Source organism: Paraliobacillus sp. PM-2, from assembly GCF_001368815.1.
Classification (GTDB): domain Bacteria; phylum Bacillota; class Bacilli; order Bacillales; family Amphibacillaceae; genus Paraliobacillus.
The window spans coordinates 1,453,434-1,469,760 of record NZ_CTEI01000001.1 but is presented as its reverse complement, the minus strand read 5'-3'; the positions used below and the strand labels follow the sequence as shown (position 1 = coordinate 1,469,760).

Here is a 16,327-nt window from a genome sequence, read left to right as displayed (position 1 = left end):
TGGAGGGTGAAAAAAATATCTAATGAAGAAAGAGAATAAAATATTAAGTATATTTCAGTGGTTTATTTATTTACTAGCTAATTCTATTGCAATTCCAATTGTTGTTGGAGATATTTTTCAATTGTCAGCTGCGGAGATATCTTCACTTATGCAACGAGTGTTTTTCATTATTGGACTTAGTTCAATTATACAAGCAAAATTTGGTCATCGTTATCCGATTGCTGACGGACCTGCTGGATCTTGGGTAAGTATTTTCGTTATCTATGCCAGTATCGGCATGGAGGTAGGAAAATCTATGACGGAGGTCCTACAAATCTTGATGGCAGGTTTGTTTATTTCTGGATTAATTTTATTTTTATTAGGAATCACAAAATGGGTTCGAAGCATCGTCTTCCTGTTTACTCCAATAGTAACAGGTACATTTCTATTAATATTAGCCATACAACTAAGTGGTGTTTTTCTGAAGGGGATGGCTATTGATAATGAGAGTCAAATGGATTTAGGAAGCTTTATGCTATCATTAATGGTCTTTTTTCTTATTATTCTTTTATCAACAAAGGGAAAAGGATGGATAAAAAGTTATGCTGTATTAATAGGTATTTTATTTGGATGGTTACTATTTGCCATTTTGAAACGAGATGCGAGTTCTTTATCAATATCAAAAGAAATAATAGAATTACCAAAATTATTTGTATGGGGATTTCCGGAGATGAATATAAGTATTGTAATTACTGCAATCCTTTTTACATTTTTGTTAATTTCAAATACAATTGCTTCGATCTCTTCGATTGAAGAAGCTATCCCTAGTTCCCAGAAGCCATATATAGAAAGACTATATTCTGGAACATGGGTTGGAGGGATTACACATTTATTAACTTCTATTTTTTCAACCGTAGGTATAGTTCCGTTACCAGCAACTGCTGGATTTGTAAAGTTAACAAAGCAATATCGAATAACTCCATTTATTTTTGCCTGTGGATTATTAATTGCAATCTCATTATTTCCTAGTATTGTAGGTATACTATCATCACTTCCACTACAAGTTGCCAGTGCTGCACTATTAGCTACGCTGATTGAAATGTATGGTATTGCATATCGTTCGTTAAGGAAACAACCATTTGATTTAAGAAACGGTATAATAATTGTCGTTTCACTTGTCGTAGGAGTAACTTCAATGAACATTCCTAGGGAAATCTATAGTGATTTACCAACAGTTTTTCAGTATATACTTTCGAATGGATTATTAATAGGAACGATAATGGCAATTTCCCTTGAACAGTTTTTAAAGATAAAGAGGTGAATTAAAAAGACAACATACATATGAACTGGCTATTTAATTATAGAAAGGATGATTACTATGAGTTACTGGTTGAAAAATGTACGGTTAGAGATCGGTTATAAAAAAGACAATGGACAAGTTATTGGTACAGAAACAGAGATAAAACATTTATTTATTAGTGAAGGAAAGATTAGTAGAATTGTAGACTGTTTAGAAGAAATACCTTCTAATAGTAAAGTAAAGGATGCTGGGGGCTTGTTATTAATTCCTTCGTTTGTTGAAAAGCATGTTCATTTAGATAAAACATACATGGGGGATAAGTGGAGAGCTAGTAGACCAGCTAATGGTGTCTTAGAAAGATGTGAAATTGAAAAAGATATTTTAGCATCAATATCTTCAAGTATAGAGGCGCGCGCCAAAGCGTTATTAGATGTTTTATTATCAGCTGGATCGACACATGTAAGGACGCATGTTGATATTTATCCAGAGGTAAAGCTTCAGAATCTTGAAGGTGTTAAGCGAGCACTTGATTCATATGATGATAAAGTTGGTTCTGAAGTTGTAGCATTTGCACAGCATGGCTTGCTTGGAAACGGAACAGTAAATTTAATGAGAGAAGCAGTAAGAAGTGGCGCAGGAATTGTAGGTTCGGTAGATCCGGCTACGGCGGATAATAATATTGAGGAATCTTTAGTACAGTTAATTGATATAGCAGTTGAAGGAAACGCAGATATTGATTTACACCTACATGATCCGGGTCATTTAGGTGTTTTTACCATGCAACGTTTTGCGTATTTAACAAAGCAAGCTGGGTGGGAAGGAAGAGTTGCTATTAGTCATGCCTTTGGATTAGGAGATGTTTCAAAGGAAGAAGCACGCAGTATGGCAGATATGTTGAAGGATGCAGGCATCTCAATTATTACAAGTCTTCCAATAGGTAGAGGGGTGCCTGTAGATTTGCTCGATGAATGTGGTGTCGAAGTGATGATTGGAAATGACAATATTTTTGATTCTTGGTGGCCGACTGGAAATGGAGATATTCTGGAGAGAGTTGGACGTTTAATTGAAAAATACAGATGGACGAACGAATTTGCCCTTTCACAGGCTTTACGTTATATAACTGGGGGAATAACATCGTTAGACCAAGATGGAAATCAGGCTTGGCCAAAGCCAGGAGTTAAGGCAAATATGATTTTAGTTGATGCAAGTTGTTCAGCAGAGACCATTGCAAGACGTTCCGAAAGAAAAGTTGTTTTTTATAAAGGGAACATTGTTGCAGGTAGTTTAAGTAAGTGATGAACAAAATAGTGAAGAATTTGTTTAAAAAGAAGGAAAAAAAATGATTTAGCTTGAATATTATTTGAGTAGAAGTACCTATTTTGACTGGTCTTTTTTAACCAGTTTGTAAGAATGGAGGTGAATAAATACTTCGCTATAAATGTAAGCGTTTTAAAAAAAGGGGGGGTGGTTTTAAATTTAATTGTTTTTTAATACGAAAAACATAGGAAATGTTGACAACTTCATAAAAAGACCAGTGAAAAATTATTTTTCAGTCGTCTAGCATCTAGATTATTTCCTTGAGATTATAAACAGGGAGGCCTATTTATGAATTGGCACAAAAGTTTTTTAAAAGTAGTTTTATTGGTAGCTGTCGTAGCAATGATTACAGTACCAATAATGCGGACTTTAGCCGTTGATAATGGAATAGAACCAGTTTTGCGGGTGGAGAATGAATCCATTGGTGGTAATAATTTCACAAATTTAAATACGTATGTTGATGAATTAAAACAGCTAGATGAAGGAACGATTGTGATTAGTTTTAATCATTCAGGGTCAGGTATTATGTCACTTTTTTCTCTGAGTAATAATGAAGTAGCGAATGATCATTTTCACTTATATGCATGGCCAGCAACGAAAGTAGGGGTAGAAAATAGGTATGCAGGTACAAATGATGCCGTATCCGTTGGTTCATTATCTGTAGAATCAAACACTTTACATACGGTTGCATTTAAAGCAACGATAGGTGAAGGGTATAAGATGTTTTACGATGGTGGGTTAGTATATGAAGATACAAGTACTCCAGTTAAATTCTTAAGTAAGATTACCGAAGCAAATAGTGCACAATTAGGGCATACCGAAAGATCATCAGGAGATGAATATGATTTTTCTGGTGATATTTATAAGGCAGAGGTTTATGGTGAACCATTATCTGATCAACAATTAGTAGAGATGACTGGTAATCCAGATTTAAGCCTAGATACAACAGAATTAGAAAATTTATTAACAGAAGCTAAGGCTGTTTCTAATATAGATGAAACATATGATGAGAATTCATATACAGCTTTACAAAGTACGATTAATACCGTTGAAACGTCTCTTGATACGATTAATAACCCTGCTCAAGTTGATCAATTAGTAGGGGAATTACAGTTATCACTAAATAAGTTAAAGAAAAAAGGTGTCTATCTCAGTAACTTAGATTGGGAATCTGAAGCTAACGGGTGGGGGCCAGTAGAAAAAGATCAAAGTAATGGTGGTCAAGGTACAGGTGATGGTGCACCACTTACTTTGAATGGAGTAGTGTTTGATAAAGGATTGGGTGTTCATGCTCCTTCAGAAGTAATTTATAACTTAGATGGAAAATATTCTAATTTTACTTCTTTTGTGGGGGTAGATGATCAACAAACGTCTGCAAATGCAAGAATTGTTTTTCAGGTTTGGGCAGACGGTACAAAAACCTATGATAGTGGGCATATGAACGTTAATTCAGAAACGAAAAAAATTGATGTTAATGTTGAAGGTGTAAACGAACTTAAACTAATTGTAACGGATGGAGGAAATGGTAACGGTAATGATCATGGCGATTGGGCTGATGCATGGTTGTCGTTTAATATAGATGATTTAGCTGGATCTATTGAATCTGCGGAAAATATTTCTAATGAAGGAAATATTTATACTATAGACTCTTATAATACGTTACAACAAGCAATTGAGGATGCAGAAACTGTGAAGGCAAATCCAGAAACTGCCCAAGAGGTGAATAATGCAATAGCTGCGCTTCAAGCAGCGATTGATGGTTTAGCTATTAATCAAACGGCATTAACTTCCTTAATCGAAACAGCGGAAGGGTACACGAATGAAACGGGTAAATATACCGAATCGTCATTTAGTGCCTTAGAAGAAGCAATTGCAACAGCGAAGAATGCGCAAGCAACCATCGAAACAGAGCAAGAATTAAAAGATGCACTAGCAGCGCTACAAGCCGCAATCGATGGGTTAACTATTAATCAAGCAGCATTAACTTCCTTAATTGAAATAGCGGAAGGCTACACGAATGAAACGGGTAAATATACCGAATCATCATTTAGTGCATTAGAAGAAGCAATTGTAGCAGCGAAAAATGCGCAAGCAACGATCGAAACAGAGCAAGAATTAAAAGATGCATTAACAGCGCTACAAGCCGCAATCGATGGATTGACTATTAATCAAGCGACATTAACTTCCTTAATTAAAACAGCGGAAGGGTACACGAATGAAGCTGGTAAGTACACAGAAAGCTCATTTAGTGCATTAGAAGAAGCAATTGCAACAGCGAAAAATGCGCAAGCAACGATCGAAACAGAGCAAGAATTAAAAGATGCATTAGCAGCGCTACAAGCCGCAATCGATGGATTGACTATTAATCAAGCGACATTAACTTCCTTAATCGAAACAGCGGAAGGGTACACGAATGAAGCTGGTAAGTACACAGAAAGCTCATTTAGTGCCTTAGAAGCAGCGATTGTAGAGTCGAAAAATGCGCAAGCAACGATTGAAACAGAACAAGATTTAAATGATGCATTAACAGCGCTACAAGCCGCAATCGATGGGTTAACTATTAATCAAGCAGCATTAACTTCCTTAATTGAAATAGCGGAAGGCTACACGAATGAAACGGGTAAATATACCGAATCGTCATTTAGTGCCTTAGAAGAAGTAATTGTAGCAGCGAAAAATGCGCAAGCAACCATCGAAACAGAGCAAGAATTAAAAGATGCACTAGCAGCGCTACAAGCCGCGATCGATGGACTGACCAAACAACCAGATGATCAGGATCAAGAATCAAATGATAAGGAAATAGAAGGAGAAGATACTGAACTTCCAAATACAGCAACAGCAATGTTTAACTGGATGATAATAGGTTTTCTTCTGATTTTCGCAGGAATCACAACGGTTTATTTTTTAACTGAAAGAAAAAGACGACATCTATAAGTTTAAGAATTTTTTGGGGAATTACGGGTATGTTTATGCAATCTTGCACATGCCCGTTTTTTCAATGATTCAAGAAAAGCATATAATGTTTAGCAAAAAATAAAAAAGATAAAAAACGACAACATTTGCATTAAAGTTATGTTAAGTTTCAATTAAAAATAACGGATTTTTCACATTGTCTTGTTTGCATGAAATCAAATGATTTTAAAGGAGGTGGTTTAAAAGGGTGAAAATGGAAAGACGAAAAAATTGATCTTAAAGAGAGGGGGAATAATTAATAAAGAAGGCTTTAAATAGCTAATGTTTACCTACTTATGCTATTCATATTGATTATAGTTACAATTTCGACAAATGATAGAAAACAAAATAAGTTGTTCAAAAAAAAATGCAGAAAAATGATAACGCTTCCATAGATGGTTTTTAGTAATAAAGGTCAACAACATAATGTATAGATATGAACAGCCTATTTACGTTCAGTTGAAATTGTTGTTCCAGTATAGTAACTAAAAATGAAAGAGGGGAAAGCTTTGGTGAAAAAGAAACAAATTAGTCGTTTAGTTTATATGACTCTTGCCTTTTTATTGGTTTTCAGTCAATTCTCTTCAGTGATATCTACACCTACATCTGCTGAAGAAGCCAATTTAGCATTAAATCAACCTGTAACCGTTTCAGGACTTGAAGTTGATGGGAAATGGACAGGGGAAATGGCAGTAGATGGAGATAAACAATCAGATAATTCAAGATGGTCAGGAAACGTAATGAAAGGATCGGATGGACCTCAAGAACCATCTTGGATAGCTATTGATTTAGAAGCAGATAAGACGACTGCTGATGAAATAAAGATAAGTTTTTACAAATTAGTATGGGGTACTGATTATGAAATCCAAACCTCTGCAACAGCTGAGGATGGTACATGGGAAACAGTAGATCAAAAAAGTAAAGGTTCATCTAATGAACAGAATCCAACTGATACGTTTACTTCATTGGAATTGAAAAGGTATATGCGTGTTTATTTTAATGAAATGAATACGAACGCATGGGGGAATGCAATTTCTGTGAGAGAAATTGAAATTTATGGGGCACAGGATGGTTTGGTTGAACCTGAGTTAACAGCTGAAAATATTTTGGAGGGAATAACGGAGCTTGAAGCCTTATCCTCATCGGATACGAAGGTGAAGTTGCCAGAAGTTCCAGAGAGTCATTCTATATATGTTAAAGGTTCCGATGATGAACAGACCATTGCTAATGATGGTACAGTGACGTCTCACAATATTGGAGAGAAAACAGTTTCGTTATTAATTGAAGTGAAAAATAAGAATGATGAAAGTGATGTCGCGAAGAAAAATCTTACAGTCGTTGTACCTGATCATTATGAAAATTATGCTGCGTATCATCAAACAACGCAGACACATAACGAGATTCCAGGAGTAGTACCAGAGATACAAGAATGGTATGGATTTGAGGGTGATTTTGAATTAACACCAGCATCCAAAATTATTTACAATGATACTAATTCTACAGGCCTAGAATTTGTTGCGAATAATATGCAAGCGGATCTACTAGATATAACTGGAATGGAGTTATCTGTACAACCAGGAACAACGTACGGTGCTGATGATATTTTTATTCAAACAACTGATACAGATACCTATGGAACTGGTAATGAAGGGTATATGATTAATACAGATGAGAATGGAATCATTATTGAAGCAACGACTCAAACGGGTGCTTTATATGGAACGATTTCATTAGAGCAAATACTTTGGTTAGATAAGACACATGACACGATTCCGATGGGAATTATGAGAGACTATCCTAAATTTGAAATTAGAGGAATTATGCCAGATATAGCAAGAAATCCACAACGTGAACAGTTTATCGAAGACACGATAAAAATGATGACATGGTATAAGTTAAATGAACTACACATGCATATAAATGATGACTTCGGTGGTGGAACGAGTTGGGAGAACTTACCTGAAGGGATGTTTCGTTTAGAAAGTAAAGAATTTCCAAGTTTAAAAACAACAAAAAATGATAGAAATGCAACCAAATATGATTTTAATTATTACTATGATGTTTTTGGTGATCCACACTATTCACAAGAAACATACAAAACATGGCAGAAAAATGCTGATCACTATGGAATAGATATGATAACAGAAATTGATGGTCCTGGACATTCTGCAGCATTTAATAGTTATGCGCATAAAAATCCTGATAACATTGGATGGTTAGAAGGCGGAACAGAAAACCCAAGAAATTTCCAACTGTTGGATTTGGTTGGGGATAATGCTGATAGAGCAAGACAATTTATTACTACTTTATTATCAGAGTATGTAACAGGTGAAGATCCAGTATTTACAAGTGATACCGTACATATCGGTGCGGACGAATATTGGGGCGCAACAGCAGCAGAAGATGCTGAAGTAGATAACTATATTAGCGATCTATATGATATTGCTAACGATGCAGGGAAAACAGTAAGAATGTGGGGAAACAGGTCATATGCAGTTCCTGAGGATGTAGTTATTGATATTTGGTCAAATGGTTATGATGATCCAAACTTTGAGATTGATAGAGGGAATAAGATTATTAATGCATCTAATCGTTGGGTTTACGGAAATCCTGGGCGCGATCGCAGAGACGTGATGAACTATGAGTATACGTATGAGAATTGGACGCCTTATAATTTTGATGCTGCAAATGATAATGTACTTCGAGGTGAGCCACTACTCTTAGGTGCTAAAACGGCTATTTGGGGTGATGAGAATAGAAGAGGTATTTTAGAATCTGATACAAATGATCGCCATTTCCGTTCAATGGCAGTGATTGCTGAAAAGACTTGGAGTGATAAAGAAGATACAGTTCCTTTTGAAGATTACTGGACAAGAGTAGAAACGTTAGAAGAAGGACCAGGAACAGCAATTGCAATGGATATTGATAGCAAAACAGAGGTAGCGATGGAATTTGATTTTGAAAATGCTACAGATAAGAAGGTTTATGATGCTAGTGGAAATGGTTATGATGCTGTATTAGATGGGGTGGAAATAGCTGAAATTGATGGTGAATTTTACGGCTCTTTTGATGGAGAAGGTGTAATGACTACACCATTAAAAACGATTAAATATCCGTACACAGCTGAATTTGATTTATTGATAACGGAGGAAAATGATGCACAAGCATCTATATTCTCTGGATATGATGGTAGGTTACAAGTTGCTGGGAAGAATGGAAACATTTCAAACAATCGAAAAATGTTTTCGTTTGATTTTGGCTATGATGTTCCATTAAATAAAAAGGTTCATGTTACGGTCGTAGGAACACAACAAAATACCAAGCTCTACGTTGATGGGCAAATTATAAGTGCAAATAAATTGGATAAAGCTGAAGCAATAGGTGGTAATAATACCTATGGATCATTCCCTCTACCATTAGAAAAAATTGGTGAAGGATTTAAAGGGAATATTGCAAATATAAAAGTTTATAATAAAGCATTAAGACCAGAAATTATAGCTGGTACAATTGAAGACCAGGCAAATGTTGCGCAAAACATGCCAAATAGCTATGATTCTCAGAGACCTGGCCAAGGAGGCTGGGATGTAGGTTGGAAGAAGCTACATGTTGGCTGGAAGGCATTTGATGGTGATGGTTTAGATCTTGAAGGTACAACCGAATATACCGAGCCAGATTCCATGTGGGAAGGTACAGGGAATGCTGATGATTCATTAATGGTAGACTTGCAGAAAGAAAGAGAGCTAGATGGAGTTGAACTACATTGGTGGGCTCAAAAGGCAGGGAATTCTTTTGAAATCCAAGTGTCTAATGATGGAGAGAATTTCACTGTTGCAGAAACAGTAACTGGAAATACAGCTGCCAAGACTATTGTGGCATTTGATGAGCCGGTAAAAGCTAGATATGTGAAACTTCAAGGGGTTTTCATGAATGCTGAAGTCTATTCCTTGTATGAAATGTTCGTACTACAAGATGTCGATAAGACAGCTTTAAATGAATCTATTGCCAAAGCTGAAGCAGTTGCTAAAGAATTAGCATTTGAGAATGTAACAGCTGAAAATGAGGATCTTTTCCATACACTTGTGTTGGCAAAATCATTGGTGAATAATGCGATTGCAAATCAAGAAAAAGTTGATAAAACTACTGAAAGATTAACTACATTAGTTGATCAACATGTGGAACCTGATCCAGAAGTTGATGTGAGCGAACTATTGGATTTGATTACTGAAGCTAAAAGTTATACAAACACAGATGACATGTATACAAAAGCAAGTTTCCAAGCATTACAAGATACAATCGTTTCAGCTGAAAATGTGTTGGAAAATGCAACTAATCAAGAAGAAGTAACCAATATGTTATCTAAGTTACAAACAGCCATAGATGATCTAGAAGAAATAGAGCAAAAGCCTGATGATGACGAAGATGACCAAGATGATCCAGATGAGAATGGTGATGAGAATAAAGGCGATACTGGTGAAGATGAAACTGGTAAAGAAGAAGAAAATCAGCATGATACCGATGAAGATGAAGATGAAGCGGAGGAAGATGAGGATAAAGAGCTTCCTAACACAGCGACGTCTATCTATAATTGGCTAGTTATGGGTCTTCTCTTATTAAGCTTAGGTGGAATATCCATCTTTGTTACTAGACGAAAAAAGCAGAAAGAAAGTTGATAGATTCAATGAATCTAAAGAACTATCATTAAAAGAATAATACAAAACGGGCATGAGTACATCCATAGATACAGGATACTCATGCCCGTTTTCTTATTAAAACAAAAATGCCAATAGTTTGTTAAAGATTGGTATGCATATTTTCGTTTTGATTCTAGTATCTTGAAAACAGGACGATTGTTTTTGAATTATTTTCTTTAACTAACAATTTTATATCACTAATCTTATTAAAATTGTTATGTAGTTATCTGTATTAGATATATAAATTTAATTTAATTTATATGAATTTAAAAGGAAAGGGGGATCGGTATTAATTTAATCTTTAGAGAATGGAACTTCAGCTGTTATGGGAGTACATAATTTGTAAATAAACATCATTAGAAGAAACCATAATTAAAGAAGGTACTTTACAAAGTTATATTCCATTCAACATTAATAAGTTCTTATTAACATTTGGTAATGGAGGTGTCAGGTTGTATAAAAATTTTAATATGTTTAAAAAATTAGCTGGACTGTTGCTTTTAGGATATTTATTGTTTAGTATTCCTTCGGCAACAGATGTTAAAGCAATTGAAGGCCAGAATGATCCTATGACAATCGGTACAATAAATAATATTACACAGAAGGATAGTAATGTTTACTTGGAATTGTCAACGGGTGAGGAAATGAAAATAAGTTTTTTAAAAGACAATTTATTACGTATCCATCTGGATAAGGAAGGGGAATTTCCAGAATATCCAACACCTAATAGTCCTGACCATGTAACAAAAATGGTTGATAAAGATTTTAATGAATACAAAGAGGAATACGGTCTGATTGACGTGACAGTTGATGATAGTGATGATACCTACTATAAAATTTCTACGAAGGCAGTAGAATTAAGAATTGAAAAAGAATCCTCAAAAATGAGTCTATATAATAAAAATAAGGAAGAATTATTGTGGAGTGAAAGTGAACCATTGAAATATGATGGGAATAAGACAATCCAAACATTAAAAACGAAAGATAGTGAATATTTTTATGGTGGTGGACAACAAAATGGCTACTACGCTCATAAAAATAATACGATTAATATTGCTATAGGTGGTGGATGGGATGCTGGAGCTGCATCAAGTCCTGTTCCGTTTTATTTAAGTACGGAAGGGTATGGCGTGATGCGTAACACCTTTAAACCAGGGGTATATGATTTTTCAAAGACCGCATCCTTTAGCCACAAAGAAGATCGTTTTGATGCCTATTATTTTGTAGAGGATGCTATCCCCGAAATAATCAATGAGTATACAGAATTAACGGGTAAGGCAGCGCTTATGCCTGAATTTGGTTTCTATTTAGGTCATGCGGATTGTTTTAATGGTACGCATAATGGCCGAGGAGATGAGCGGACATTACTCGGAAAAGGGCTAGATAAGTTGAATGAATATGTGGACAATGATATGCCATTAGGTTGGTTTTTGCCAAATGATGGTTATGGTTGTGGGTATGGTGGTCTGGATAATCTTGAAAAATTTGTTGATGAAGCAGATGATGAACAGGTAGAAGTTGGTTTGTGGACACAAAGTAATCTTTATCCAGATCCTAGTTTGCCAGAAGATAGTCCATTGCGAAGAGATCTTAATGGAGAAGTGCAAGCAGGAACAAGAGCGATAAAAACAGATGTAGCTTGGGTAGGGCAAGGATATTCCATGGCTTTAAATGCGACTCGGCAAGCAGCAGAGGGTATTATGAAAGAGGAAAATTCAGGTGGTGCTCGCCCGTTTGTTATCACTGTTGATGGTTGGGCAGGTACACAGCGTTATTCTACGTTATGGTCAGGTGACCAGTATGGCGGAAACTGGGAATATATTCGAATGCACATTCCGACATACATTGGTGCAGGTTTATCCGGAAATCCTAATGTAGGTTCTGATATGGATGGAATCTTTGGCGGAGATGCAGTTATTCAAACAAGAGACCACCAGTGGAAAGCCTTTACACCAATTCAAATTGATATGGATGGATGGGCATCTACAAATGATGAGAAAGATCCATGGAATTATGGAGAACCATACGCATCAATTAATCGCATGTATTTAAAGTTAAAAGCACAAATGATGCCATATGTTTATACGATTGCTGAAGAGTCAACGCGAGAGTCAATGCCAATGGTTAGAGGGATGATGTTAGAATACCCAGAAGATCCATATACCTATGGTACACAAACGCAATATCAATATATGTGGGGACCAAATTTATTAGTAGCTCCAGTCTATGACGGTGATGATCATGCAGCTGGAGTAAGAAATGAGATTTACTTACCAGATGAGAATCAGGTTTGGATTGATTATTTCACAGGTGATCAATATCAAGGTGGCTCAGTGGTCAACAATTTTGATGCTCCACTTTGGAAGACACCAGTATTTGTGAAAAATGGTGCAATTATTCCGATGGCACCTGAAAATAATTCTATCAATGGATTAGATGGATCAGAAAATAGAATATTTGATATTTATCCTTCTGGAGAATCAACGTTTACATTGTATGAAGATGATGGAAAAACGATCGATTATAAAGAAGGAAAGAATACAAGAACTAAAATTACCTCCAAGGCTACAGATAATCAAGCAGTTATCACCGTTGGTACTGCAAAAGGAAAAGGGTACGACGGTATGGTGAAAGAACGAGGAACAGAATTCTTAGTGAATACACGAAAAGATCCACAAAACGTTACGGTTACTGTAGGCGGAGAAGAAATCACATTACAAGAAGTTACGTCAGAAGAAGCATACAACAGTGGTAATAATGTGTACTTCTATAATGAGCATCCGAATTTAAATAAATATGCTACACCAGGTTCGACCTTTGAAGAGAAGGAAATTACTACGTCACCAAAATTATTCGTAAAGGTTGAAAAGACAGATATTACAGCCAATGAAGTGGTGCTAACCGTAGATGGATTTAACAATATCCAAGAAAAAGATGTAGTTGATGAAACAGTACCTAATATTCCAGGTAATTTAAGAGCAAATGATGAAAAAATAAGTGATAACGCTATTACGGTAAATTGGGATCAAGTTGATGGTGAAAATGTCACGTATGATTTAATGATTGACGGTGTTGTTTACTCAAATGTTTATTCAATGAAAGATGATGAGCAAGTACCATATTATCATCATACAGGGTTAAATAGTGATACAGATTATGCCTATCGAATTCGTGCAGTAAACTCAAAGGGAGCATCCGATTGGTCTGATGAGATACAAATTCGAACAAACCTCGACCGATTTAGAAATGTTCCTAAAGATATGTCAGCAACTGCAAACAGTCATCAGCCAGGTAGTGAACCTTCCTTAGCTGTAGACGGAAATGAAAACACGTTATGGCATACGCAATGGTTTGATGGAAATGTATTACCACATACGTTTACCATTGATATGAAATTAGCCTATCAGTTAGATAAATTTGAGTATTTGCCAAGAACAGATGCAGGAAATGGAACCATTTTAGAATATGACATGGATGTAAGTCTAGATGGGAAAACGTACAAAAACATTATAAAAGAGGGAACATTCGAAAGAAATGGTGATTTAAAAACGATTACCTTTGATGAAACTGTTACTGCTCGATATATAAAGCTTACAATAACAGATGCTGTAGGTGGATTTGGTAGCGCACAAGAGTTTCGTCCGTATAAGAAAGATAAAACAGAAGGTGTAGTTGTAGGGGAGAATATACCAAATGGATCAATAGATGACGAAGATTTACTCTTCTTTGCAAGCTATATGGGTGTGGATCAAACAGATACAGCTTGGGATCAAGTATCAAAGGTAGATATTAATTACAATGGTGTGATTGATGCTTATGATCTCATGTATGTTGCAGGACAATTAGGTGAAACACCACTTGAAGATACAGGTAAAGATATTAAAGGGGCAATAAATATTCAACCAGATAAGAAACAGTTGAAAGCTGGAGAAGAATTTTCTGTAGATATTGTCGGAAAAGACTTAAATGATATTAATGCCTTTAATTTAGAACTAACTTTTAACTCAGATAAGTATGAGTTGATTGAGGTATTACCTACAAAGGTAACAGAAGATATGCTAGATTATTCCACACTTTCAGGGATAGGAAATGCAGAACAACGTGTAATGGCTGCATTCTCAAATAAAGGAAAACAAGAAACCCTAAATGGTACAGAAACATTAGCAACAATAAAGTTAAAGTCATTAGAGGATACCGATTTTAACATACCAATTACACGATCTTTGCTAGTTAATACTGGCTTCGATACGATCGACACAATAGGAAAAGTAGTAGATCCTGATGATCCAGAAGAACCAGAGGAACCTGAAAATCCTGATTTAGTAGAAGTTTTATTAACAAATCAAGACATTATCGTAAGCGGTGATGGTAGCAAGATGCAGGATGGCGATGATGCATTTGCTAGATTAATTGATGGAGAAATAAGTGAGAGTTCACTAGCGGAATTAAAATGGCGCCTTACTCCTGAGGATGGCATTTCATTGCCACTAGATGTACACTTTGAATTTGAAGAACCACAGCAAATTTCTAAGTTTGAAGTTTACAATCGTCCACAATATACCAATGGAAAGCTCAAAGTTCTAAGTGCTAAAGCCTACGATGAAGATAATAACGAATATGATCTTGGTACAAAGAATGTGGCTTCAACTGATGAATCGGTAATTTTTAACATTGATGATGCTGTCAGTGAAGTTCCTAATGGGACGAAATTCTCGAAAATCGATATTGTTTTTGAAGAATCGCATAGCGGTCCACTAATGCTTTCTGTAGCTGAAGTAGAGTTTACTGCCCTTGTCCAAGTGGATAAAGCAGAACTAAAGTCAAAAATAACAGAAGCAGAGGCGATTAACACAATTGAATATACGGAAGAAACAGTAAACGCCTTAAATAAAAAGCTTACTGCAGCTAAAGATGTCGTAGCAAGTGACAGTGCGACGCAAGCTCAGATAGATGAAGCGCTTGGAGAGCTACAAGCTGCGATTGAAGGTCTACAAAAGAAGCCAGAAGAGGTAGATAAGTCTCAATTAGAATACAAACTAGTGGAAGCAGAGGCTGTTGACGTAGACAAATATACAGAAGAAACAGTTACTACTTTAAATGAAAAGCTTACTCATGCACAGACTGTTTTTGCAGATGAAGATGCATCTCAAGAAGAGGTAGATGCTGCACTTGCAGAATTGCAAGCTGCATTAGATGAGCTAGAAGAAAAAGTAGAAGAAGTAGATAAATCTGAATTAAAATCGAAGGTAGAAGAAGCAAAAAAAATTAATGAGAGTAAATACACAGAAACAAGTGTGGATACTTTAAAAGAAAAACAAGCTGCAGCTGAAAAAGTTCTTGCAGATACAACCGCGACTAAAGAGATTGTAGAAGAAGCAATTGCAGCATTACAAGCTGCATTGGATGATCTGGAAGAAAAAGTAGTAGAAGTGGATAAATCAAAATTAAAATCTAAGGTTAAAGAAGCCAAGGCAATAGATAAAGAAAAATATACGGAAGCAAGTGTCACGGCTTTAAATGAAAAGTTAGCTAAAGCAGAAGCTGTTATTGCAAAAGCAAGAGCAACCAAATCAGAGGTAGAAAATGCATTAACTAAATTACAACAAGCAATGGATCATTTAGAGAAAAAATCTGATCAAAACCAAGGTGATCATGTAGATGTAACGGAGTTAGAAAAATTAATTGAGAAGGCGAAGGCTATTGCTAATGAAGATGAGAAATACACAAAAGATTCTTATCAAGCATTACAAACAACAATCGCCGAGGCAGAATCTAAATTAGACAGCATTCAAACAAAAGCAGCATTGGATCAAGCTGTGGATACGTTACAGTCTGCGTTGGATAATCTTGTGACAACGGATACGGATGATGGAATGGGAGAATCTGATGATAGCAAGGATAAGGAATTACCATCAACTGCTACATCTACGTATAATTGGCTAATCGTTGGTTTACTTCTTTCTGTTACAGGAATCATCGTTGCTTATGTTGCTATAAGAAGAAAAAGAATAAAAGAATAATAGGTGAAGCGATGATAGTTGTGATGTGAATCATTGATTGATGTTTTAACCTAATGAATGAGAAATAG

The 16,327-nt window shown here is 35.7% G+C and carries 5 protein-coding genes; all 5 read left to right on the top strand.

Annotated elements, in window-relative coordinates:
* The first annotated feature begins 22 nt into the window (after positions 1 to 22).
* The 5 genes from BN1058_RS06950 to BN1058_RS06930 all read left to right on the top strand — a co-directional run bounded on the left by BN1058_RS06950 (position 23) and on the right by BN1058_RS06930 (position 16,259).
* Positions 23 to 1,300, top strand: a complete 1,278-nt coding sequence (locus BN1058_RS06950; RefSeq protein WP_090854829.1) for a purine/pyrimidine permease — start codon at positions 23 to 25, stop codon at positions 1,298 to 1,300.
* Positions 1,301 to 1,351: 51 nt separating this feature from the next.
* Entirely contained in the window at positions 1,352 to 2,575 is a 1,224-nt protein-coding gene (locus tag BN1058_RS06945; RefSeq protein ID WP_141652135.1) for an amidohydrolase, read from the top strand.
* A 309-nt stretch (positions 2,576 to 2,884) separates the two neighbouring features.
* Complete coding sequence (locus BN1058_RS06940) at positions 2,885 to 5,530, top strand: NPCBM/NEW2 domain-containing protein (protein WP_090854823.1); 2,646 nt, start codon at positions 2,885 to 2,887, stop codon at positions 5,528 to 5,530.
* 530 nt (positions 5,531 to 6,060) lie between these two features.
* Positions 6,061 to 10,218 carry a family 20 glycosylhydrolase gene (locus BN1058_RS06935; RefSeq protein ID WP_176694456.1) on the top strand — a complete coding sequence of 1,386 codons (4,158 nt, stop codon included), beginning with the start codon at positions 6,061 to 6,063 and terminating at the stop codon, positions 10,216 to 10,218.
* Between the two features lie 473 nt (positions 10,219 to 10,691).
* On the top strand, positions 10,692 to 16,259 hold the full coding sequence (locus BN1058_RS06930) for a discoidin domain-containing protein (protein WP_141652126.1): 5,568 nt from the start codon (positions 10,692 to 10,694) through the stop codon (positions 16,257 to 16,259).
* The last annotated feature ends 68 nt before the right edge of the window (positions 16,260 to 16,327 follow it).

Bases quoted from the DNA above. Each gene is read 5' to 3' on its own strand.
- BN1058_RS06940 (WP_090854823.1), top strand. From the start codon at position 2,885: ATGAATTGGCACAAAAGTTTTTTAAAAGTAGTTTTATTGGTAGCTGTC.
- BN1058_RS06950 (WP_090854829.1), top strand. From the start codon at position 23: ATGAAGAAAGAGAATAAAATATTAAGTATATTTCAGTGGTTTATTTAT.